This is a genomic window from Aquibacillus sediminis, assembly GCF_005870085.1.
Classification (GTDB): domain Bacteria; phylum Bacillota; class Bacilli; order Bacillales; family Amphibacillaceae; genus Aquibacillus_E; species Aquibacillus_E sediminis.
This window is the reverse complement of record NZ_SZNM01000011.1, coordinates 46,766-69,924: the sequence shown is the minus strand read 5'-3', so window position 1 is coordinate 69,924 and position 23,159 is coordinate 46,766. Positions and strand designations below refer to the sequence as shown.

Sequence of the window (23,159 nt, the reverse complement as noted above, 5' to 3'; positions counted from 1 at the left end):
GCCTATTATAAACTTTTCTAAATGGAGAGAGAGTAATGGTATTAACAGGAACGATAGTAAATGGAGTTTGTATTATAGTTGGATCAATTATAGGTTTGTCTTTCACTAAAATCCCCGAACATTATAAAGATACGATAATGAATGGTATTGGGTTAGCGGTAATATTGATTGGATTGCAAATGGCTATGCAGACAGAAAATATTGTGGTTGTTTTACTTAGTCTGCTATCTGGGGCTATTATTGGAGAGTTTTTGAAATTAGAGAGTATGTTAAACAGAGTAGGCGGATGGCTGGAACAAAAGATGGGGACGAATCATGAATCAACAATTGCACAGGGTTTTATCACAGCAACGTTAATTTTTGTAATAGGAGCGATGTCAGTGATCGGTGCCTTAGATAGCGGATTAAGAGGTGACCATGAAGTATTAATTACAAAATCATTTTTAGATGGTTTTATGGCATTAGTGTTGACGACTTCATTAGGGTTTGGAGTTATTCTGTCTGTTATTCCTGTTGTGGTTTATCAAGGAACGATTGCAATTCTAGCAACGCAAATAGAGATGTTGTTTCCAACCAGTTTTTTTAATGACTTTATTACAGAAATGACAGCTTCGGGTGGTTTGATGATCGTTGCAATTGGATTTAATTTATTGAAATTGACAAATATAAGAGTAGCAAATCTTTTACCCGCTTTAATAACAGTTGCGTTTATTTTATTAGGATACCAATTCTTGAATTAAATGCATTGGTTTGTAGTATCAATTGATTACTCATTAAAACACATGGTGGTTTTATGATAGTCTATATAAAGAAATAGAACATAGCTTGGACTTACAATTTTGTCCAAGCTTTTTTGTTTGTTTTTTTCTAGGAAGACTGGGGTCAAAAATTCTCCTTCTACTAATATGGTAGTTTTTTATACCTTGAAATTGCATTAGTGCAAAGGGCTGCGTTTTCTTGGCTAGGAGGAATACCTCGTTTTATCAATAAATTCTGTTTGATTATTAGCTAGAGCGAAATCAAGTTGTTGAAGAGAATTTGAAATACTTTGTGCTATTTGCATAACAATATGTAACCGAGTGTTTTGCAGAACAAAATACTCCATGTATCCACTAATATTGACAATACCACTTATATGAATATCTCCAACCTCTGGTAATTTTTTGTTGAGAGCAGCGCCAGGTTTAAGTGGTTCTAACTTTGTTAAAATCGTACCAATAGATTTAGGTTTTCCTAAACAAGCATCAACTGCAATGATATATGGGTTAGGGTGCTTAGAAGTGATGTCAGTTAGCTTTTCTTCAAGATTAACGGCATGAATTGGTTCATCTAATGTTCCATAAACAGATAGGGAATGTAAAGGATTATTATGGAGTAGTGTACCAGTTAAGGGACCTAATGAATCACCAGTTGATCGATCAGTGCCTACACAAACAACAATAATCTCCTTTTGTGTTCTTGGTACCCAAGAAAGAAGTGCGTCACTTAGTTGTTCAACTGTTGAAGGGTCTTGGAAATAAAATTGCCTTTCTTTTGAAAATCTTCCTTTTAGATTCATAGCTTATCCTCCATCAACATATTGGTATTAGTATACGAATAAAATTAGAGTTCTATACATCAAAGCAATAATGAATGTGGAGGAAATGCTATGTTTAAATCGGGGTTAAAGTGGATGTTTTTAATTATTGGTACAACCATTGGTGCAGGATATGCCTCTGGAAGAGAATTATGGCAATTTTTTGGTAACGAAAGTGGACTGGCTATATTACTTTTTACTATTTTGTTTACTTTAAGTTGTTATGTAATCTTAACAATTAGTCACAAGCATAAAACGAATCATTATTTACCAGTATTAAGAATTGTAGTGGGAGAAAAATTATCCTATCTTTATGATGGGATGATTATATTGTATTTATTTTCGACAACGGTCATTATGATAGCTGGAAGTGGCGCAACATTAGAGGCCTTTCACTTTTCAAATTGGTGGGGGATTGTAGTCATTGCTATTCCATTAGTATTAGTTTTTGTATGGGATATTAAAGGAGTGCTCTCATTAAATAGCTTTATCCTTCCATTGCTTATTGTAGGGTTATTAAGTGTGTTACTAAGTTTTTCTGTACAACAAGAGTTAACATTTATACCGGATTTATCCCAACAAAGAAATTGGACAGCGGCTCTACCGTTTACTGCACTTAACATTCTTCCACTTATTGCTGTATTAGGTGCAATTGGTAATCAAACAAAGGGAAAAGGAGAAATATGGATTGCTAGCTTAGGAAGTGGTTTAACATTAGGTAGTATCTCGTATATTTACAACAATAGTCTTATTCAAATTTCTGACCAAGTATTGTTATATGAGATTCCTTTATTTGCTATTCTAAGACATTATCCGTATAGTATGTTTTTGTTTATTAGTATTCTCTTATGGCTAGCTATCTTTACGACAGCAGTATCGGGAACATTAGGTATCATCACAAGAATTCGGAATATGGTAAACATGCCATTATGGATGTTAGCAGCAATTACAGTACTGATTATGTTGCCGCTAACAAGTATAGGCTTTTCTACATTAATAGAATATCTTTACCCACTATATGGACTATTAAATTTGTATGTTCTTTCATCACTAATTTTATACCCTATTACAAACCGATTTAGTAAGGATCATTAATTTTTTAAAAAGATTGTTATTACACAAAACTTTAATTAAATTGCAGGTGTCTTTAATAGGTGCTAGACAGTCGTATGTTAGGATATTTCTCTTTCCACGGCACGAACGCGGTACAAAATAATGTTGGTAACGTAGGTGTTGCCATAAGAAGTGGTTCCTTAATGCACTGCAGGATCTTCAGATGCATGCTGTTTCTATAGGACACGGAGGGGTGCACCAGTGGATATCACACGAAGAAAAATTGGTTTATTTTCGAGGAGTCTCCGTATTCTCCTCTGTTGTGTTAGTATTTTACAAAATAGCTAATATTTCGAGGCTTTCTTGTGCCCTAAACTAAAAGACTATCTAGCAACAAAGTATTTTTCTTCGTGCATTACGAGCTATAATTATAATCAAGCAATAGATCCAAAAAGTCCAAAGCACCCATTTGCGAAGGGAATTTTCGGATATTTCTGAGGCAAAGGGGATGTAGGCGTTCGATGGACGGTTTTGCCTGTGATCCATAACCCTAGATTCTGCAGTAAGTGAGGGGATTCAACTTGCACCTTAGGGAGCGCTAGTGTAGTTCTGGTAACTTATTAGCACGCATCCTATAGAGAGAGTTGAAAGTTATGTCGTATATTATACGAGTGTCAATAACATAAGTGGCGGCGTTGATATAAAAGTAATGCAACAAAATAAAATTTATGTATTAGAACTTTTAAGGTAACATGTTACAATATCAGAAAGATATTCTCGAGTGAAGATTAATGTAGAAGGAGCGGTAGGAATGAGTAGTAAAGATTATCAACTGAATGATATTGTTGAAATGAAGAAACCTCATCCTTGTGGTGAAAATCGTTGGAGAATTATTCGTCTAGGAATGGATATTCGAATAAAATGTGAAGGTTGTTCACACAGTGTACTTATTCCTCGTAAGAAATTTGAGAAAAAGATGAAAAGGTTAGTTGAACGAGCAGAAGAAGATTAAAGAGGATGTTAAAGAATTATGTTTCACGTGGAACATAATTTTTTACATATAGTATAAAACTTATAAAACACTAATAATTTGATGTTAGGATTTTAAAATTCTATAAAGAGTTATCAAAAAACAAGGGTAAAAGTTATCCTTGTTTTTTCATTTGGATAGCTTGTCATTTTGATAAAGTGTATCTATAATTGAGTATGACTCAAACGTTCATATGAGCGGTATCCTTAAGGAGTGGAAGTTTTTATGGCTTTAACAGCAGGAATTGTTGGTTTACCCAATGTTGGGAAGTCAACATTATTTAACGCAATTACACAAGCAGGTGCTGAATCTGCAAACTATCCGTTTTGTACAATAGATCCTAATGTAGGAATTGTAGAAGTACCTGATTATCGATTGGGGAAATTAACAGAGTTAGTAAAACCAAAGAAAACAATTCCAACAGCATTTGAATTTACAGATATTGCAGGAATTGTTAAAGGGGCAAGTAAGGGTGAAGGCTTAGGAAATCAGTTTCTTTCCCACATTAGACAAGTAGATGCTATTTGCCATGTTGTTCGTTGTTTTGAGAATGAAAATATTACACACGTTTCCGGGTCTGTTGATCCTATTGCTGATATTGAAACCATTAATTTGGAGTTGATTTTAGCTGACTTGGAGTCAGTAACGAAACGAATTCAACGTGTTGAAAAAATGGCTAGACAAAAAGATAAAGAAGCAGTCGCAGAATTTGAAGTGTTATCTAAGATTAAGGAAGCATTGGAAAATGAAAAACCAGCTAGAGCAGTTGAATTCTCTGATGAACAATCGAAATTGGTGAAAGGACTTCATCTATTAACAAGTAAACCAATTTTATATGTTGCAAATGTAGGAGAAGATGAACTGTTAGAAGCTGACGCAAACCCCAATGTAATTAAGGTGAAAGAATTTGCTGAAAATGAAGGTGCGGAAGTCATTGTCATTAGCGCAAAAGTTGAATCTGAAATTGCGGAACTTGAAGGGGAAGAAAGAGAGATGTTCCTTGAAGAGTTAGGAATTGAAGAATCAGGGTTAGACCAACTGGTGAAGGCAACTTATCAATTGTTAGGGTTGGCTACTTATTTCACAGCTGGTGAACAAGAAGTACGTGCGTGGACATTTACGTTAGGGATGAAGGCCCCTCAAGCTGCTGGTATTATCCATTCTGATTTTGAAAGAGGTTTTATTAGAGCTGAAACAGTCTCTTATGATGATTTGGTTGCTGCTGGTTCAATGAATGGTGCAAAAGAAAATGGTAAAGTTCGGTTAGAAGGTAAAGATTATTTGGTGAAAGACGGCGATGTTATTCATTTCCGTTTTAATGTGTAAACTGGATAGAAAATAAACTAATTTAAACAAGGCTTGCACTTTATGTGTGAGTTTGGTACAATCTTTAATTGTGAGTAATTAAATTATTACTCCTTGCTTCTTTGAAATAGAGAAGCCGTTAAGACCAAAAGGAGGTGCAACTTAAATGAGAGATTATGAAATCATGTACATCATCCGCCCAAACATTGAAGAAGAAGCTCAAACAACACTTGTTGAGCGTTTCAACACAATTCTAACTGACAATGGTGCGGAAATTGAAAAAGTTGATGAGAAAGGCAAGCGTCGTCTTGCATATGAAATCAATGATTTTCGTGATGGTTACTATGTAGTAATTAACTTTAAAGGCGATGAAAATGCTATTAATGAATTCGATCGTCAAGCGAAGTTCTCTGACGATATTATTCGTCATATGGCCATTCGTACTGACGACCAATAAGGAGAGGATCTGATGTTGAATCGTGTCGTACTCGTCGGCAGGTTAACGAGGGATCCAGATTTACGCTATACACCAAATGGCGTGGCAGTAGCCAACTTTACCATAGCAGTCAATCGACCATTTTCAAGTCAAAATGGAAATAGAGAAGCAGACTTTATTAATTGTGTTGTTTGGAGACGTGCAGCTGAAAACTTGGCTAACTTCATGAAAAAAGGAAGTCAAGTTGGTGTGGATGGGCGTTTGCAATCGCGCAGTTTTGAAGGACAAGATGGAAAAAGAGTGTTTGTTACGGAAGTAGTAGCAGATAGTGTTCAATTCCTAGAGTCTAAAAATGCTTCTTCATCCCAAGGTGGTGGTGGGGGACAACCTTCACCAGGATTCCAACCAAATCAGAACCAACAAAACAATAACAATAACAACAACTATGCAAATCAGAACGAACAGGATCCATTTAAAGATAATGGAGAACCTATTGATATATCAGATGATGATTTACCATTCTAATATAAAAGGAGGTCATTTCAATGGCAGCTCGTCGCGGTCGTGCAAAGCGTCGTAAGGTGTGTTTCTTCACATCGAACGGTATTACACACATCGATTATAAAGACGTTGATTTGCTAAGACGTTTCGTTTCTGAGCGTGGGAAAATTCTTCCTCGTCGTGTAACTGGAACTTCTGCAAAATACCAACGTAAATTAACAAAAGCTATTAAGCGTGCTCGTCAAATGGCACTATTGCCATACGTGAACGATTAATAAGAAAAGCTCTATTAGTATTATTCAGTCTGAACTGTTTAATCTAATAGAGCTTTTTTATATTGCTATAGTTGGTGCAGAAGATTCTATTGCTAGGGAAAAGCAATACACTTTCCTTTAGGGCAGAAGCTTCGAAGATATTCGAAAGTAGAAAACTATTTTCTTCACACAATGTAACGTAGATGATTGCTAGTGAGCTATTTGACACTTGAACGTGGCAGTTTATAGTCTCAGTTACTGAAGAGTAGATGTATACATATACATGAAGCGTATATAAAAGACCACTCCACAACAATCTTTTGTGGAGTGGTACTTTTCTAGTGATTTAGTTTGTCCAAAATAGGAAAAATCTTTTGTAAGTGATCAATTTCGTATGTAGGTATAACATCATTTTTAGGTTTGGATTCACGGTTAATCCAAATATTTTTAATACCTGCGCGATTAGATCCTAATATATCTGTCATTAAGTTGTCCCCGACCATTATCACCTCATCTTTACTAATTTTTGCTTTTTCTACTGCATAATCGAATATATCTGGGTCGGGTTTGCCTCGACCAAAGTCACCGGATATAATGATATGATCAAAATACTCAGCCAGTTCTGGTGTAATTGACAATTTTTTGTTTTGTAAGCTAGGAGCTCCGTTTGTAAGTAATAATAAATGGTAACCTTGCTTTTTTAATTGATCTAACACATCAAATGTTTCTTCATAAACAAATGGATGCTTTTGTCGTTCAATTGGAAATTGCTTTGCTAGGTATTCAGCAAATGTTGTGTCATCTATTTCAAATGATTTTAATCCTCGAGTCCAGGCTTCTTTTTGATAAAAGGGTGCAATTTCTCCTAGTGCTTGAAAAGTTTTATGGTCATCTGTAAAATCCCCCCATAAGCCCTCAAATGGGTTTATACCAATCATTTGCGTAAAGGGATACGTTTCATAGGAAGCATATAATTCTCTAGCTTCATTTCTAACCGCCTCTTCAAATTGTTCTGCATCTATTGCATATTTTTCTTCAACTAACTGACAAGTACGCACAAATGCTTGTTTAATGCTTTTTTTATCCCAAAGTAGTGTATCATCTAAGTCAAAAAACAAATAGCTAATCATAATTTGATCCCCCAAATAATAAGTTACTCCTATTATAGTATTTTCTACTAAAATGTACATCTGATTAAGTGTCATTTTCGAAAAATTCCCCCAATAGTTACTTGTGGCTTCAACTAATCTTATTACGTAAAATATAATATTTTTCAAACAAAACTACATACTATGGTTATGCTTCTGTTAACCTCAACTAAGTAAGGTAGATACATACTTGGAATAAGAAGGATTTGTAATAGGTACAATATATCGTTTATAATAGGTAAGTAAACAATCACCAGATTATTTTAAGCACAGCGGACGAGCTGTGCTTTTTCTAACCATATAAGCATTCCTTATGATACAGTTATATTAAAATGAGGAGTCAATTTAAATGAATAATACAAAAAAAGTAAGAGAAGGAGTTATTGCGAGTGTCCTTTTTCTTTTAATTTTATTAGTAACGATCTTTATACCCTTTTTAAGCATTTTTTCTCTTTTTGTTTTACCATTACCATTTCTTGTCTATACAGCTAGATATGGTTGGAAACCAGCAAGCATACTATTTTTGATATTACTGTTGGTTAGTACTTTCTTTGTAGCTGTTCCTATCGCATTTTTAACTGGATTGACTGGACTTATGATAGGAAGTGCAATTAATCAACAAGTGTCCCCATATGAAACATGGGCAAGGGGAACAGTTGGTTATGCAGTTGGGATTGTAGCTTTATTTTTATTTGTACAAGTTTTTTTAAATATTAATATCATCGCAGAAATGAATCAAACAGTAGAACAATCGATGGAGACCAGTGAGGCATTCCTTTCATCATTTGGGCTAGAGTCGACGCAAGAAGATTTAACGATTGTGATCGAACAGATAGAGCAGTTAATACACTTGTTACCTGTAATTATTGTTGTGATTGCGGTCATATGTGCTTTTATCATACAATATATTGGTTATAAAGTGCTTAATTGGTTGGATCGTTACCAACTGTACTTTCCTCCATTTAGGAATTTTCAGTTACCTAAAGCAATGATTTGGCTCTACCTTATAGCTATAGTAACTAGTTGGCTGAATCAAGATCAGAGTAGTATGATGTATATAGTTGCTTGGAATGTCACGAGTTTAGCTGGATTAATAATCGCTATGCAAGGTTTATCGTTTGTTTTTTACTATACGGATAAAAAGAAGTTATCAAAAGCAATACCAATAATTACTATTGTTATGATTGTTCTTTTTCCACCATTAGGACTGTATATGGTTAGAATCTTAGGTATAATAGATTTAGGGTTCTCGCTAAGAGAACGATTAGCAGAAAAATAATCATAGCTCGCATTTTTTAACTAGGAGCTGACTTTCATGTCTGATTTATTTAAAAAGCCAATCATGAGTAATCATCTATGGGTAATTTATATATTGTCCTTAATATTGGTCGGGTTCATTTGGTATTACCAGTGGATTTTGGGATTACTTATGACTGTGTTATTAGTAGCATCGGTTTATTACAGTGTAAAAACCGAGAAGCATTTAATGAATGAAACAGAAGAATATATTTCCACTTTGTCACATCGAGTTAAAAAGGTTGGAGAAGAAGCTTTATTGGAAATGCCATTCGGAATTATTCTCTACAATGAAGAGTTTATGGTCGAATGGACAAATCCATATATGAGTAAGTTTTTTGAAGAAGATACACTGGCAGGGAAGTCATTGAGTGTCATTTCTGATGATTTAATTCCTAATATTAAAGAAAATAAGTCAGAGGTTTGGATACCACTCCATGATTATGAGTTTCAAATAGTGATTAAAAAAGATGAACGCTTACTTTATTTGTTTGATAAGACCCAACAAATGGAAATTAATAAACGTTTCTACAATGACCAAACCGTATTAGGGATTATCTTTTTGGACAATTATGAAGAGATCACACAAGCAATGGATGATACAGCTAAAAGCCATATTAATTCAAGAGTTACCTCTATTTTAAATGAATGGTCCACTGAATTTGGCATTTATTTAAAGCGGACATCCCAAGAAAGATTTCTTGCTGTGATGAATCAGAGGATACTAAATCAATTGGAAAAAACGAAATTTGAAATATTAGATGAAGTACGTGAATTAATTTCAGATAATAAAAATGTTCCTTTAACACTTAGTATTGGTGTTGGTTATGGGGAATTTTCTCTTCCAGCACTTGGTGAATTAGCACAATCTAGTCTCGACCTTGCTTTAGGACGTGGCGGTGACCAAGTTGTAATTAAAGAAGAGTCAGGTAAAGTACGATTTTATGGTGGGAAGACAAACCCAATGGAAAAAAGAACTAGGGTTCGTGCAAGAGTGATTTCCCATGCGTTAAAAGAACTTGTACAAGACAGTGACCAAGTGTTCATTATGGGGCATAAATCACCTGATATGGACTCTGTAGGGGCGGCCATTGGTATCTTGAAAATTGCTGAGGCAAATGGCGTGGACGGTCATATTGTTCTTGATCCAGATGACATTGACACAGGTGTGCAACGGTTAATTGAAGAATTAAAAGAAAGTCAGGAATTGTGGTCTCACTTTATTGAACCAGAAGACGCAAATGATAGAATTACAAAAGATAGCTTGCTTGTCGTTGTGGATACACATAAACCATCACTAGTAGCTGAGGAAAAACTTCTTAGCAAAACCGACCGTGTTGTGGTGATTGACCATCATCGTCGTGCAGAAGAATTTATTGACCATCCAACACTTGTTTATATGGAACCATATGCTTCTTCAACTGCTGAATTGGTGACAGAGTTACTTGAATATCAACCTAAAAATTTGAAATTAAATATGTTAGAGTCCACCACACTACTTGCGGGTATTATTGTAGATACGAAAAGTTTTACACTTCGAACTGGTTCACGTACATTCGATGCAGCATCCTATTTAAGATCAAAAGGTGCAGATACTGTTCTTGTACAAAAGTTTATGAAGGAAGACCTTGATATTTATGTGAAACGAAGTAAGTTGATTGAAAACACGGAGACCTTTGAACATGGCATTGCAATTTCAAAAGGAAATGAAGGGGAAACATTTGGACCTGTTGTTATTGCTCAAGCTGCTGATACATTACTTACAATGAGTGGGATTGTAGCTTCATTTGTTATTTCCGAACGAAAAGATGGTCGAATAGGAATTAGTGCAAGATCTTTAGGTGATGTAAATGTCCAAATCATTATGGAAAAAATGAATGGTGGAGGACATTTAACAAATGCTGCAACCCAATTAGAAGACACAACGATCGATGAAGTTTATAATCAATTAAAAGAGATAATTGCTGAATACTTTGAAGGGAGAGAAGAAGAATGAAAGTGATTTTCACAAAGGATGTAAAAGGAAAAGGAAAAAAAGGTGAAGTAAAAAATGTTTCCGATGGTTATGCTCGAAATTACTTGTTAAAAAATAACTTGGCTCAAGAAGCTACTAGTGGAAACTTAAAAGCCTTAGAGGCAAAGCAACAGAAAGAGAAGCAACTAGAACAAGAAGAAGTGGAAGAAGCGAAACGTTTGAAAGAAAAGTTAGCGACGTTGACAGTGGAACTGAAGGCGAAATCTGGTGATGGTGGCCGTTTATTTGGTTCCATTACTAGTAAACAGATTGCCGAACAGCTAAACAAAGATCATAAAATTAAAATTGATAAACGAAAAATTGAGTTAGATCAACCAATTAAAGCGATGGGTTACACAAATGTACCTGTAAAGATTCACCCAGAAGTTACAGGTACCATTAAAGTTCATGTATCTGAAAAGTAAGCATTAGAGGATGTTCAAAAAGTCCGGTGAAAATGACACATCGTTGTTTCTAGTTTGGCTTGCTTATGCGGTCCTCACGTATCGAAAAGCATACGCTCCGGTCCTCTAAGCTACGCCATCTCGAACTTCTCGGTCCTTTTTATCCTCCTTTTGAACACGCACCATTAGTAGTAAAATGAAAGGAGCAGAGGCATGAGTGAATTATGGAATGATCGAACCCCTCCACATAATATTGAAGCCGAACAAGCTGTCCTAGGTGCTGTTTTCTTGGAACCTGAATCACTATCGAAAGCTTCTGAACTATTAATGCCCGATGATTTTTATCGGGCTAGTCATCAAAGAATTTTTGGGGTCATGATGAAACTATCCGATCGAGGTGAACCAATTGACCTTGTAACGGTAACAACAGAGCTTTCCAATGAAAGAGTTCTGGATGAAATCGGTGGCGTTTCATACCTTAGTGATCTTGCAAACTCTGTTCCTACTGCTGCTAATATTGAGTATTATAGTAGAATTGTAGAGGAGAAAGCACTGCTTCGAAATTTAATCCGCACCGCTACAGATATTGTGACAACAAGTTACTCCCAAGAAGATGATGTACCAGGCGTGTTAAATGAAGCTGAAAAAAGTATCCTTGAAGTGTCACATCGTAATAATTCAGGTTCCTTCAAAAACATTAAAGATGTATTAATTGAAGTTTACGATAATATTGAGCAGTTACATCATAATGATGGTGGTGTGACAGGTATTGCTACTGGTTTCCACGATCTTGATCATATTACATCAGGATTCCAACGAAACGATTTAATTATAATTGCTGCCCGTCCATCAGTAGGTAAGACAGCCTTTGCCTTAAATATAGCCCAAAATGTTGCAATAAAAACAGAAGAAAATGTCGCTATTTTTAGTCTTGAGATGGGTGCGGATCAGTTAGTTTCACGTATGCTTTGTGCAGAAGGAAATATTGATGCACAACGATTGCGTACAGGTAACTTTGAAGCGGAAGACTGGGGTAAGCTAACCATGGCAATGGGGAGCCTGTCCAACGCAGGTATTTTTATTGACGATACTCCGGGAATTCGTGTTAATGAAATAAGGTCGAAGTGTAGACGTCTGAAACAGGAACATGGTTTAGGGATGATCCTAATTGATTATCTTCAATTGATTCAAGGTAGTGGAAATTCAAAGGAGAACCGTCAGCAAGAGGTATCCGAAATATCGCGTTCCTTGAAGGGGTTAGCAAGAGAACTAAATGTTCCTTTAATTGCTTTGTCACAGCTTTCACGTGGTGTGGAATCACGTCAAGATAAACGCCCGATGATGTCCGACTTACGTGAGTCTGGAAGTATTGAGCAAGATGCTGACATTGTTGGTTTCTTATACCGTGATGATTACTATGATCAGGAATCGGAGAAACAAAACATTATTGAAATTATTCTCGCAAAGCAACGTAATGGTCCAGTCGGAACTGTCGAGCTGGCGTTTGTCAAAGAGTATAATAAATTCGTAGATTTAGATCATCGTTATCAAGAAAGTGATATTCCACCTCCTGTTGGGGCTGGATCCTGAATATAGAGGATACCTGTCATTACTCCATATGTATGACAGGTATCCTCTTTTTTAATGAGCTATTTTCAATATGAAGATAGTTGTTGCATATAAGCTCTATTATACGACATAACCTTGTAGTTTGATTTCTACTGTTCTGATTGGAATAAGTGTTATACCATCGCTACGGCAGAATACTCCGCTTTCCATGGGCACGGCCTCAGCTAACTTGGTAAAGAAAACCGCTTTACCAAGTGGATCTTCAGCTCGTGCTGTTCCCATAGGAGTCTACGTACTCTGCCTTCGCTGGGATAAGTTTTCTGATTGGTAATAGATGAAATACTTTATAAATTAAAGAATAACGAACTTACTGCAAGACTGTGTTTTAACATGTCAATTAACATAAAAGCATTATTATTTTGATTTGTTTTAAGCAATGCAATATAAAACTTCAAAGCACTTGAAAAAGCGGAGGAAATACACGGAGACTCCCGTGGGACTAGTGGCATCGGTGAGACCCCGCAGTGCGTCAGCATGAGGAGGCTCACCAGCCCCCCACAGGAAAGCGTAGTGTATTTCCGCAGTGCCGTTCACCACTAGTCTTATTATAGTGGACAGAAGTCATATGCAGTTATGTCGTATTATATAGCTACTATGACATAAGCTACTTATGCATTTGCTGCTTTATGGCGGATAAAACGAACGAATTTATTACCAAATGCCAAAAACGTTCGTGAATTAATTGACATTATGGGTGTCGGTTGATAAACTTAATATGGTTGTACCAAATATAAGTGGAGGTGCGTTTCATGTCCTCAGTAGTAGTTGTTGGAACCCAGTGGGGAGACGAAGGGAAAGGGAAAATAACAGATTTTCTTTCACAAAATGCAGAAGTAGTAGCACGTTATCAAGGTGGTAATAATGCAGGACATACCATTAAATTTGATGATATTACATATAAATTACACTTGATTCCTTCAGGGATATTTTTTAGTGATAAAACATGTGTACTCGGAAATGGAATGGTTATCGATCCAAAAGCACTGGTAGAAGAGTTAGAATATTTACATAATAAAGGTGTTGGTACAGATAACCTGCGAATAAGTAACAGAGCGCATGTTATTCTTCCTTATCATATAAAGTTAGATATGCTTCAGGAAGAAGCGAAGGGTGCAAATAAAATAGGAACAACCAAAAAGGGAATTGGCCCTGCATACATGGATAAAGCAGCACGTGTAGGAATTCGTATTGCTGATTTAATGGATAAACAAGCATTTAAGGAAAAATTAGAACAAAATTTACAAGATAAAAATAGATTATTTGAAAAGGTTTATGAAACAGAATCATTACATGTTGAAGATATTCTTGATGAGTATTATGAATACGGGCAGCAGATAGCTAAATATGTAACAGATACATCTGTTGTATTAAACGATGCATTGGATGATGGAAGACGTGTATTATTTGAAGGTGCACAAGGCGTCATGCTAGACATTGACCAAGGAACATACCCATTTGTTACCTCTTCTAATCCAATTGCGGGCGGTGTTACGATAGGATCGGGTGTAGGTCCGTCAAAAATAGATCATGTTGTTGGGGTATCCAAAGCTTATACTACCCGCGTAGGAGATGGTCCGTTTCCAACAGAATTACATGATGAGATAGGTGATCAAATAAGAGAAGTGGGCAATGAATATGGAACCACTACTGGCAGGGCTCGTCGTGTTGGCTGGTTCGACAGCGTAGTTGTTCGTCATGCTCGCCGAGTAAGTGGTATTACGGACCTGTCATTAAACTCTATTGACGTATTAACAGGAATAGAAACATTAAAAATTTGTACAGCCTATCGTTACAAAGGGGAAATCATGGAGGAATTCCCAGCCAGCTTGAAGGTTTTAGCTGAATGTGAACCAGTCTATGAAGAGATGCCAGGCTGGAAAGAAGACATTACTGGTGTTAAAAGTTTACATGAGCTTCCTGCAAACGCAAGACATTATATAGAACGTGTTTCCCAACTGACTGGAATACCTCTTTCTGTATTCTCCGTTGGGCCGGATAGAACACAGACTAATGTTGTAAGAAGCGTATATAGCTAAACATAAGAACCTGTTGAGTTAATTAACTCAACAGGTTTTTTTTGTTGCGTAATCCAGTTATTATTTTGAATGCTAGTATGTCTTTTGATTTAGAAGTTACAGATACTCTGTTTAGGAACTTGAACATTTAGCGGAGTTAGAGTCTGTTTCCGCAAGTATGTTAACCGCTTTATAAGCATTAATCGGAACTAGGAACGGAAAGTCCGATTTTCTATAGATATGAACGAATCATAAACTTAAACAATAAAACTGCCTATCTTCTTAAGAAACATGTGCAATACATTAAAGTATAAAAAGTTACAATAAAGGCCACTTTGCAACAAAAGTTATCATAATAAAGTCTTAATATAGCAGTTATTATACATTTATGTTACATTTTCTTAAATCTACTTAATTTTGTTCCTATTTTATGATAGATTTAAATAGTGATTTGCAAGTTGATAGAATTAATTGATAAATTCTAAAATTATCTATAAAAAATTGAACTACTTCGTTGATATAAATTGGAGGACAAAAAGATGTGGAAGAAGCAAGTTGATGAATATACATCAGAAACACATCGTGAACTTAATAAAAAGCCTATGCAACTTTTTAAAAAGTTAACGATACCAACTATGTTAAGTTTAGGACTAATGGTAAGTGTTGTACAAGCTGATAGTAATAAAGAACTCTCTACTATTTATCATGTATATATTGATGATAACCATATAGGGACTGTTGATGACAAAGACATAGTTAGAGCGAATGTTGATCAAATGATACAAGATTATGAAAAAGAAAATCAAGATAAATCTTATTCTTATACAATAGGTGAAGAAATTACATATGTATCTGAGAAAGTTTTTGAACCATCGGCAATGAACCAAGAGGTTGTTGACCTATTAGAAGATGAACTTTCTGTACAAGTTGATGCGTATGGATTGAAAATTGGTGATCAAACAGTAGGTTACTTTAAAGATAAGGAAACGGCAGAAAAAACCTTAGATCGTTTTAAAGCAAAATACGTTGATCTACAAGAAATAGAAAATATCGAACAACAAGGACGATCAATCGCAAGTCAATCGTTGTCTGTTGGTGAATCTAATATAATAGACGTTGAACTATCGGAAAAAGTTACAGTTTCTAAGGAAAAAGCTCCTGAAAAAGATTTATTAACCGAAGAAGACGGAATGGAATTGTTAGAAAAAGGGACACTAACAGATCAAATCCATGAGGTAGAAAAGGGAGAAGTACTGGGAAGAATAGCGTCAGATTACGATTTAGATATGGATACGATATTAGAACTAAATCCTTCTCTTGAAGAAGACTCCGTTTTACAAATAGATCAAGAAATAAATGTAACAGACTATGCTTCTTATTTAGATGTAATTGTTACAATTGAAAAATTGGAAGAAGAAGAGATTGATTATGAAAAAGAAGTAGAGTATTCAGATGAACTATATAAAGGCGATACAAAGGTGAAACAACAAGGACAAAAGGGAAGTAAAAAGGTTCATTATTCGATTGAAGAGGTTAATGGTAATGTAGAATCCAAAGAAGTGGTTGATTCAGAAGTAACAAAACAACCTGTAAAAGAAATTGTTGTTCATGGTACCAAGGTAATTTCATCTCGAGGAACTGGTGAATTTAGATGGCCAACTGTTGGCGGTAGAGTAACTAGTCATGTTGGTCCAAGATGGGGACGAATGCATAAAGGAATAGATATTGCTGGTGTAAGTGATCCAACTATTATGGCTGCAGATAATGGTGTAGTTGTGTCGGCTGGTCATGACGGATCCTATGGAAATAAAGTCGTTGTAGACCATAATAATGGTTATAAATCAATCTATGCTCATCTTTCTTCCATTAGTGTGAATGTAGGTCAAACGGTTCAAAAAGGTAAAAAGCTTGGTGTTATGGGATCAACAGGGAGATCAACAGGTACGCATTTACATTTTGAAGTATATAAGAATGGAGGATTATTAAATCCGCTAGATTTGTATTAAAGAAACGATTAGATTTATGATATAAATAAGATTGAAAAACCCTTGTTGTTGACCCTAGCAACAAGGGTTTTTCTTAAAGGCTCTTTCTATAAGAATGTAGTTGCATAAAAGCTGTATTATGCGACATAACTCGCCACTTCCTCTAAAAGATGAGTGCTAAAAAGTCGCTACGGCAATACACTACGCTTTCCGTGGGGGGCTGGTGAGCTTCCTCGTTCGTGCCTCACTGCGGGGTCTCACCGATGGTTCTTAAGGATTACAGGCTAAAACCGTCCTTGTCGGACAACGCCTGCATAACCCTTGTCGGGCCTCAGGAGTCTCCGTGTATTGCCTCCGCTAATTCGTGTGCTCTGAACTTTTGTAGAAATTGACCTAAAAAATTTTATATATTAGAAACTGTTGGATTAAGAATAGTGTATCAAATGAATGTCTTTATATGGTGCAATTACTTATCTCAATCAGAAAACTAGTCCAAGTGGAGGCAGAATACGGAGACTCCTCGAAAATAAAAATCAATTTTCTTCGTGCGATGTAACGCTGCCGCAGCCTTCCTTGTCCTATTGGAACAGCACGAGTCGAAGATCCACTTGGTAAAGGGCTTTTCTTTACCAAGTTAGCTGAGGCCGTGCCCATGGAAAGCGTAGTATTCTGCCGGAACGATATATTCGCACTTATTTCAATCAGAATGTAAGAGAGAAAATTGAGATTAGTTATGTCGCATAATACAGCAAATGCGCAATAAAAAAACATTAAAAGGACTTTTTTTAGAGGCTTTTTGGAATTAGAAATGAAAAACTGGTAAATAATACGTTTCTTAAAAAACAGACATTTGTTTCAAAATGCGATAAGATGAAGATAATAGAAAATGATAGGATGTGAATGGTATGAGTCAAAAAATATTAGTAGTTGATGATGAAAAACCAATTGCAGATATATTAAAATTTAACCTTGAAAAAGAAGGTTATCAGGTGGTTTGTGCTTATGATGGGGAAATGGCAATTGAACTGACAGACCAAGAAAATCCTGATCTACTTCTTTTAGATATTATGTTACCTGAAAAAGACGGAAATGAAGTATGTAAAGAAATTCGAAAAAATCATACAATGCCGATTATTATGCTGACGGCAAAGGATTCCGAAATTGATAAAGTGCTAGGCCTTGAGTTAGGTGCTGATGATTATGTGACAAAGCCATTTAGTAATCGAGAAGTGATTGCACGAGTAAAGGCTAATTTAAGAAGACAACAAATTTCACCTGGCGATAATCAAAGGGCAAATAAAGATATTACTATTGGCACGCTTGTAATTCATCCAGATGCATATACAGTGACAAGAGCAGGAGAACAAGTAGAATTAACACACCGTGAATTTGAATTGCTACACTATTTAGCTCGCCATATTGGACAAGTGATGACAAGGGAACACTTGTTAGAGACCGTTTGGGGTTATGATTATTATGGTGATGTTCGAACGGTAGACGTAACCGTAAGGAGATTGCGAGAGAAGATAGAAGATAACCCTAGTAATCCCGTTTGGATTGTGACTCGAAGGGGAGTAGGTTATTATTTACGAAAACCTGATCAGGAGTAATAAAATATGAAAAAAGTAAGCTTTTTTCAATCAATTCAATTAAAGTTTATTGTCATTCTTATTTTACTCTTACTTTTAACGATCCAAGTAATTGGAGCTTATTTTGCTCAAGGGTTAAAAGAAAGTTTAGAGGATAATTTTATTACGAATGTTGAGGAGCGACTTCAAGTACTAACCTATAATTTAGAAGATGTGTTTAACAAGGAACGGTCTGGTGATGATGAGGAACCTACATTGCAACAGGAAGTACAGAGTATTCTGACGTTGTATGACAGTGATTTTTACTCTGATTTATTGGTTATTAACAAACAATATCGCGTTATTGGTGCTAATAGTGGACAATCTCATTTAGTTGGAAAGAGAGTGACCGGAGAAAATGGGATCACTCTAGCGATTCGTTATGGACAGGCGAAGCAACCCGTTATCCAGGTTGACCGCAATACGGGAAAACGAATGTTAGTGAGAATTGTTCCACTTTATGATGGAGAAGATGTGGAAGGTGCTGTTTATTTAGAAGCGTCAATGGAAGATGTTTATTCCCAACTTCAGAGTATTAATACGGTTTTTCTAAATGGTACAGTATTAGCTATTATTGTATCGGCATTACTTGGTGTGATTGTTGCAAGAACGATCACAAAGCCAATAACTGAAATGCGAAAACAGGCCAAAATCATGTCAACTGGTGATTTCTCTCAGAAGGTAAATGTTTATGGAACTGATGAAATTGGACAATTAGCCATTACATTTAATGATATGAATGACAAACTAAAGCAAGCACATCTTACAACAGAAGGCGAGCGGAGGAAATTAAGTTCCGTGTTATCAAATATGTCTGATGGTGTCATTGCGACAGACCATGTTGGAAGAATATCATTAATGAATAAACCGGCAGAACATTTAATAGGGAAAAGCTTTGATGAAGTAGAAGGACAACAATTAATAGATGTATTGCAATTAGAAGACAAAATTGTCGATATAGTGGATGTTCAAGAGACAGGTTCCATTACAATTGATTTAAGTGATGAAGATGTATTTTTCTTGTTAAAGGCGAATTTCTCAGTCGTTCAAGATGAAACAGACCAGTTAACCGGTTTTATAACCGTACTTAGTGATGTAACAGAACAGGAACAAGTGGAAAGAGAAAGAAGAGAATTTGTTTCAAATGTTTCACATGAATTAAGAACACCGTTGACAACGATGCGTAGTTATCTAGAGGCGTTATCTGATGGAGCATGGAAAGATCAAGATATTGCCCCACAATTTTTACAAGTAACACAAAAAGAAACGGAGCGAATGATTCGTTTAGTAAATGACCTCCTTCAATTATCTAAAATGGATAGTAAAGCACACTCGCTTTATAAAGAAAGGGTAAACTTTGCACCATTTTTACATCATATCATTGATCGGTTTGAGATGAATAAGTCGGAAGATATTAGTATTAGTCGTCATTTTGCAAAAGAAAACATTTTTGTTTGGGTGGATAAAGATAAACTCACCCAAGTGATCGATAATATTATTTCAAATGCGATTAAATATTCACCAGAGGGTGGTAAAATTACCATTCGTGTTATGAAAGAGCAAAATCATCTCAAAGTAATGATCTCTGACCAAGGTCTTGGAATTGCTAGAGAGAAGTTAGATAAGATTTTTGAGCGGTTTTATCGTGCTGATAAAGCAAGGTCTCGAAATTTAGGTGGAACAGGATTAGGTCTAGCTATTGCTAAAGAAATAATTGAAGCACACCATGGACAGATTTGGGCAGAAAGTAAAGAAGGTAAAGGGACGACCATCCTCTTTACACTTCCGCTTATGAAAAAAAGGCGGGGTGGAAAATAGATGAAATTGGAAACAATAAAGTCATCCGTATTAGTTTTCTTAATTTTATTAAGTTTGCTGTTAACATTGCGAATATGGAATTATCAACCACAGTATGAAGAAGTCGATAGTGACCAGAGTACAATTGAAGCAAAGTTAGATGGTAAAGAAGAAACAAAAAAAAGTATCATACAACCTTCTCAGATTATTTTTCATGATAGTCATGAACTAAAAGGGTTTAAGGATAAAAGCGAAGAAAAGAATCTTTATAATAATATGCAAGATTGGTTATTATATGGGTTTGATCGAATACAGGCAGACAGTACTCAGTTTTTCGAAAATCAGCATCAATTAGTAGAGGTTATATTTCCAACATTGATTCCAATGGAAATATTGCCAGATTTATTTGCAGTTGATAGTGATACTGTCATTCCTTCGACATCTTTTGATCGTATCTCTATCATGTTAGATGAAGAGCACGATAGTAACCCAATTTATTTTGTAAATACAGAAAATAAATTAATGGTATCTGCTAATATACAGAATATCAGTGAAATAAGAGAACAGCTGATAAATATAAATGAGGATAATAAGTTTATTCCATATGTTGAATATGTAACAACTGAGGACAAGTCCATCTATTTACCAAATGAAATAGAAATGTATGAACGTCCATTCCAGGCAAATGCTTCATCCGCTACATTGTTAAGAAATGCTTTATTTGATAATCCTTCTGCAGTAAGGAATTCAAAGAATGCCGCAGGGGCAAATATTTTCACAGATGGAATCAGGACAATGGTTGAATATGATTATCATATTGAGTATACCAATCCTATTTTCTCTGATCAAAGTAATATAGAAGGTAGGCAGTTAATAAATGAAACATTAGATTTTATTAATGCCCACGAAGGCTGGACAACAGGGGTTCGAGATGATTATCAACTAGCTGAATTGGATACTCAAGATAATTCTGTGCTGTACCGTTTAAATTATGATGGATATCCAGTTATAGAGGATAGTAATTATTCCACGATAGATATTACTTTACGTAATCAAAAAGTAAACCAATATAATCGTCCATTAATTCATTTGAAAAGTTCTTTTGCCGGTCAGAAAGTTGATATGAGGACGGGGGAAGAAGTGGTTGACTTTTTAAACAGCAGCGATTATTTCTCTGATCGATTAATCGAAGATATTACCCTAGGATATAAAATGGAAGAACAACAAGGGTATATTATTGACTTAACTCCAGCATGGTTTTTTAAGAGTTACTTAGGTTGGAGAGAAATTGATTTTGAGCAAGATTCTAGCAAAGGAGGCGACGTTTAATTGCAATGGGGTCAAATTAAGACACTATTTATCCTTTGCTTTCTTGTGCTGGATATTTTTTTATTACGTCAGTTTATTGAAACTAGAGAACCTGATTTATCCTTTATCCCTGAGACATCCATTGAAGAAGGGCTGAAGACAGATATTGAAGGGTTGGATTTGTTAACTGATGAAGCGATGCAAGGATCCTATTTGTATGGTTCACGTAAGGAACTTAATGATGAGGAAAAAGAAGAATTAGAACAATTTGAAAATCAAGAAATCGAAGTATTGCCAGGCGACTTGATTGTTTCGAAACTTACAGAACCAGTTTCATATGATGAGGATAACCTTCAATCCTTCTTAGAATCTAATGTATTAAATGGAGAAAATTATGTGTTTTGGGGAAAAAATGACGAAACAAATACACTGATTTATTTTCAAAAAATTAAAGGTAACCCAATTTACTACAATCAGAGTGGTTTATTACTTATTCTTCTTAACGACCAGGATGAAATGGTGCAATATACACAAACCATTTTAAAAAATGAAGACGATCAACAAGAGGATTATGATTTATTTACCGATACAGAAGCGATTATGCATCTGTATAACAATACAAACGAATTGAACCAAGGAGATGAGTTAACAGATATTAAAATAGGTTATCATAACTTAACTCCTTTACCGAATGGTGGACAAGTGTTGGCACCAACTTGGAAGATAACAATTAATGAGAATAGAAATTATTTTATTCATGCAATAGAAGGAAACTCTTTTCCAAGGGATGACAAAAGCTTTCTAGAAGATACAATAATCGAAATACGTGGATTAATTCAAGATTCTAATAACGGTAGTGATGTAACAAAAGAAATACAAGAAAACTTTTCAGAAATGATAGAATCAACAAATTGGAGTGGAGATTAATGGCATTACGTTTTAGTGTACTTGCTTCAGGGAGTACGGGAAATGCATTTTATATAGAAACAGATAAAGAAAATGTATTAGTAGATGCTGGCTTAAGTGGCAAAGAAATGGAACGATTGTTAACAGAAGTTCATATTGATCCAAATACACTGTCTAAAATTTTAGTAACGCATGAACATAGTGATCATATTAAAGGGTTAGGAGTATTAGCTAGGAGATACAATTTACCCATTTATGCAAATGAAAAGACATGGAAAGCAATGGATTCTTCCATTGGAAAAATTAGCCTAGATCAAAAGTTCGTCTTTAATATGGAAGAAACAAAGACATTCGGGGACCTAGATATTGAATCTTTTGGTGTCTCACATGATGCTGCTGAACCAATGTTTTACACTTTTCATCATCAAAATAAGAAGGTAGCGTTGGTAACAGATTTAGGATATGTATCAGAAAGAATAAAAAAAACAGTAGAAGATGCCGATGTACTAATTTTTGAAGCAAATCATGATGTTTCCATGCTTCGGATGGGGAGATATCCCTGGAATGTAAAACGTAGAATATTAGGTGATACTGGTCACGTTTCAAATGAAGATTGTGCATTAGCATTAACAGATATTATTGGTAATCATACTAAACGGATTTATTTAGCTCACTTGAGTAAGGATAATAACATGAAGGAGTTAGCACGACTGTCTGTAGAGAACTATTTAAATGATAATGGATATACAATTGGTAGTGAATTGGAAATACATGATACGGATCCGAAAACGCCAACTCCTTTATATGAAGTCGTTTAAATTCTAAAAAAAAGTGCAAACTAATAACAGCCATATTTACCATTTACCTGTTTTAA

The 23,159-nt window shown here is 35.3% G+C and carries 20 protein-coding genes; 18 read left to right on the top strand and 2 right to left on the bottom strand.

The genetic code is table 11. From position 1 onward, the window contains the following. Positions 1 to 35 precede the first annotated feature (35 nt). Positions 36 to 740 carry a DUF554 domain-containing protein gene (locus FCI53_RS11990; protein ID WP_138419153.1) on the top strand — a complete coding sequence of 235 codons (705 nt, stop codon included), beginning with the start codon at positions 36 to 38 and terminating at the stop codon, positions 738 to 740. A 221-nt stretch (positions 741 to 961) separates the two neighbouring features. Here the strand turns inward: FCI53_RS11990 and yyaC are convergent, their stop codons facing one another. After that, positions 962 to 1,558, bottom strand: coding sequence for a spore protease YyaC (gene yyaC / locus FCI53_RS11985; protein WP_138419151.1), 597 nt, complete (start codon positions 1,556 to 1,558; stop codon positions 962 to 964). A 90-nt stretch (positions 1,559 to 1,648) separates the two neighbouring features. Between yyaC and FCI53_RS11980 the strand changes: the two genes are divergently transcribed. The 6 genes from FCI53_RS11980 (at position 1,649) to rpsR (ending at position 6,176) form a co-directional block, all read left to right on the top strand. After that, positions 1,649 to 2,671 carry a YkvI family membrane protein gene (locus FCI53_RS11980; protein WP_138419149.1) on the top strand — a complete coding sequence of 341 codons (1,023 nt, stop codon included), beginning with the start codon at positions 1,649 to 1,651 and terminating at the stop codon, positions 2,669 to 2,671. Between the two features lie 769 nt (positions 2,672 to 3,440). Next, positions 3,441 to 3,641: a DUF951 domain-containing protein gene (locus FCI53_RS11975; RefSeq protein WP_138419147.1), complete on the top strand. Its 201-nt coding sequence runs from the start codon at positions 3,441 to 3,443 to the stop codon at positions 3,639 to 3,641. 243 nt (positions 3,642 to 3,884) lie between these two features. Continuing rightward, entirely contained in the window at positions 3,885 to 4,985 is a 1,101-nt protein-coding gene (gene ychF, locus FCI53_RS11970) for a redox-regulated ATPase YchF (RefSeq protein WP_138419145.1), read from the top strand. 145 nt (positions 4,986 to 5,130) lie between these two features. Next, positions 5,131 to 5,421: a 30S ribosomal protein S6 gene (gene rpsF / locus FCI53_RS11965; protein ID WP_138419143.1), complete on the top strand. Its 291-nt coding sequence runs from the start codon at positions 5,131 to 5,133 to the stop codon at positions 5,419 to 5,421. 12 nt (positions 5,422 to 5,433) lie between these two features. Further along, positions 5,434 to 5,925, top strand: coding sequence for a single-stranded DNA-binding protein (gene ssb, locus FCI53_RS11960; protein ID WP_138419141.1), 492 nt, complete (start codon positions 5,434 to 5,436; stop codon positions 5,923 to 5,925). 20 nt (positions 5,926 to 5,945) lie between these two features. After that, positions 5,946 to 6,176 carry a 30S ribosomal protein S18 gene (gene rpsR / locus FCI53_RS11955; protein WP_138419139.1) on the top strand — a complete coding sequence of 77 codons (231 nt, stop codon included), beginning with the start codon at positions 5,946 to 5,948 and terminating at the stop codon, positions 6,174 to 6,176. Positions 6,177 to 6,493: 317 nt separating this feature from the next. Here rpsR and FCI53_RS11950 read toward each other — a convergent pair whose 3' ends face one another. After that, positions 6,494 to 7,285 (bottom strand): HAD family hydrolase, encoded by a 792-nt coding sequence (locus FCI53_RS11950; RefSeq protein WP_138419240.1) that lies wholly within the window; start codon positions 7,283 to 7,285, stop codon positions 6,494 to 6,496. A gap of 367 nt (positions 7,286 to 7,652) precedes the next feature. On the opposite strand from FCI53_RS11950, the gene FCI53_RS11945 reads away from it, so the two are divergent. From FCI53_RS11945 to FCI53_RS11895, 11 genes are all read left to right on the top strand, one after another. Further along, positions 7,653 to 8,582, top strand: a complete 930-nt coding sequence (locus FCI53_RS11945; protein WP_138419137.1) for a YybS family protein — start codon at positions 7,653 to 7,655, stop codon at positions 8,580 to 8,582. A 36-nt stretch (positions 8,583 to 8,618) separates the two neighbouring features. Continuing rightward, positions 8,619 to 10,595: a DHH family phosphoesterase gene (locus FCI53_RS11940; protein ID WP_138419135.1), complete on the top strand. Its 1,977-nt coding sequence runs from the start codon at positions 8,619 to 8,621 to the stop codon at positions 10,593 to 10,595. Beyond that, entirely contained in the window at positions 10,592 to 11,038 is a 447-nt protein-coding gene (gene rplI / locus FCI53_RS11935) for a 50S ribosomal protein L9 (protein WP_138419133.1), read from the top strand. Before FCI53_RS11940 ends, rplI begins: the two co-directional genes overlap by 4 nt. 192 nt (positions 11,039 to 11,230) lie before the next feature. After that, positions 11,231 to 12,607, top strand: coding sequence for a replicative DNA helicase (dnaB, locus tag FCI53_RS11930; RefSeq protein ID WP_138419131.1), 1,377 nt, complete (start codon positions 11,231 to 11,233; stop codon positions 12,605 to 12,607). Between the two features lie 788 nt (positions 12,608 to 13,395). Further along, positions 13,396 to 14,682 carry an adenylosuccinate synthase gene (locus FCI53_RS11925; RefSeq protein ID WP_138419129.1) on the top strand — a complete coding sequence of 429 codons (1,287 nt, stop codon included), beginning with the start codon at positions 13,396 to 13,398 and terminating at the stop codon, positions 14,680 to 14,682. Between the two features lie 518 nt (positions 14,683 to 15,200). Continuing rightward, a complete protein-coding gene (locus FCI53_RS11920) occupies positions 15,201 to 16,667 on the top strand; it encodes a M23 family metallopeptidase (RefSeq protein ID WP_246050091.1) in 1,467 nt (488 codons plus the stop codon). 884 nt (positions 16,668 to 17,551) lie between these two features. Beyond that, the gene (gene yycF, locus FCI53_RS11915; RefSeq protein ID WP_138419126.1) at positions 17,552 to 18,256 is read left to right on the top strand and encodes a response regulator YycF; all 705 of its coding nucleotides are present in this window, start codon (positions 17,552 to 17,554) and stop codon (positions 18,254 to 18,256) included. Between the two features lie 6 nt (positions 18,257 to 18,262). Continuing rightward, on the top strand, positions 18,263 to 20,092 hold the full coding sequence (gene walK, locus FCI53_RS11910) for a cell wall metabolism sensor histidine kinase WalK (RefSeq protein ID WP_138419124.1): 1,830 nt from the start codon (positions 18,263 to 18,265) through the stop codon (positions 20,090 to 20,092). Then, positions 20,093 to 21,400: a YycH family regulatory protein gene (locus tag FCI53_RS11905; protein WP_138419122.1), complete on the top strand. Its 1,308-nt coding sequence runs from the start codon at positions 20,093 to 20,095 to the stop codon at positions 21,398 to 21,400. Continuing rightward, the gene (locus FCI53_RS11900; protein WP_138419120.1) at positions 21,401 to 22,306 is read left to right on the top strand and encodes a two-component system regulatory protein YycI; all 906 of its coding nucleotides are present in this window, start codon (positions 21,401 to 21,403) and stop codon (positions 22,304 to 22,306) included. Then, positions 22,306 to 23,103, top strand: coding sequence for an MBL fold metallo-hydrolase (locus tag FCI53_RS11895; protein ID WP_138419118.1), 798 nt, complete (start codon positions 22,306 to 22,308; stop codon positions 23,101 to 23,103). Before FCI53_RS11900 ends, FCI53_RS11895 begins: the two co-directional genes overlap by 1 nt. Positions 23,104 to 23,159: the final 56 nt, after the last annotated feature.

What these genes read in the sequence shown, in the direction of transcription:
- FCI53_RS11990 (WP_138419153.1), top strand. Translation starts at nt 36, where the DNA reads ATGGTATTAACAGGAACGATAGTAAATGGAGTTTGTATTATAGTTGGA.
- yyaC (WP_138419151.1), bottom strand. Translation starts at nt 1,558, where the DNA reads ATGAATCTAAAAGGAAGATTTTCAAAAGAAAGGCAATTTTATTTCCAA.
- FCI53_RS11980 (WP_138419149.1), top strand. Translation starts at nt 1,649, where the DNA reads ATGTTTAAATCGGGGTTAAAGTGGATGTTTTTAATTATTGGTACAACC.
- FCI53_RS11975 (WP_138419147.1), top strand. Translation starts at nt 3,441, where the DNA reads ATGAGTAGTAAAGATTATCAACTGAATGATATTGTTGAAATGAAGAAA.
- ychF (WP_138419145.1), top strand. Translation starts at nt 3,885, where the DNA reads ATGGCTTTAACAGCAGGAATTGTTGGTTTACCCAATGTTGGGAAGTCA.
- rpsF (WP_138419143.1), top strand. Translation starts at nt 5,131, where the DNA reads ATGAGAGATTATGAAATCATGTACATCATCCGCCCAAACATTGAAGAA.
- ssb (WP_138419141.1), top strand. Translation starts at nt 5,434, where the DNA reads ATGTTGAATCGTGTCGTACTCGTCGGCAGGTTAACGAGGGATCCAGAT.
- rpsR (WP_138419139.1), top strand. Translation starts at nt 5,946, where the DNA reads ATGGCAGCTCGTCGCGGTCGTGCAAAGCGTCGTAAGGTGTGTTTCTTC.
- FCI53_RS11950 (WP_138419240.1), bottom strand. Translation starts at nt 7,285, where the DNA reads ATGATTAGCTATTTGTTTTTTGACTTAGATGATACACTACTTTGGGAT.
- FCI53_RS11945 (WP_138419137.1), top strand. Translation starts at nt 7,653, where the DNA reads ATGAATAATACAAAAAAAGTAAGAGAAGGAGTTATTGCGAGTGTCCTT.
- FCI53_RS11940 (WP_138419135.1), top strand. Translation starts at nt 8,619, where the DNA reads ATGTCTGATTTATTTAAAAAGCCAATCATGAGTAATCATCTATGGGTA.
- rplI (WP_138419133.1), top strand. Translation starts at nt 10,592, where the DNA reads ATGAAAGTGATTTTCACAAAGGATGTAAAAGGAAAAGGAAAAAAAGGT.
- dnaB (WP_138419131.1), top strand. Translation starts at nt 11,231, where the DNA reads ATGAGTGAATTATGGAATGATCGAACCCCTCCACATAATATTGAAGCC.
- FCI53_RS11925 (WP_138419129.1), top strand. Translation starts at nt 13,396, where the DNA reads ATGTCCTCAGTAGTAGTTGTTGGAACCCAGTGGGGAGACGAAGGGAAA.
- FCI53_RS11920 (WP_246050091.1), top strand. Translation starts at nt 15,201, where the DNA reads ATGTGGAAGAAGCAAGTTGATGAATATACATCAGAAACACATCGTGAA.
- yycF (WP_138419126.1), top strand. Translation starts at nt 17,552, where the DNA reads ATGAGTCAAAAAATATTAGTAGTTGATGATGAAAAACCAATTGCAGAT.
- walK (WP_138419124.1), top strand. Translation starts at nt 18,263, where the DNA reads ATGAAAAAAGTAAGCTTTTTTCAATCAATTCAATTAAAGTTTATTGTC.
- FCI53_RS11905 (WP_138419122.1), top strand. Translation starts at nt 20,093, where the DNA reads ATGAAATTGGAAACAATAAAGTCATCCGTATTAGTTTTCTTAATTTTA.
- FCI53_RS11895 (WP_138419118.1), top strand. Translation starts at nt 22,306, where the DNA reads ATGGCATTACGTTTTAGTGTACTTGCTTCAGGGAGTACGGGAAATGCA.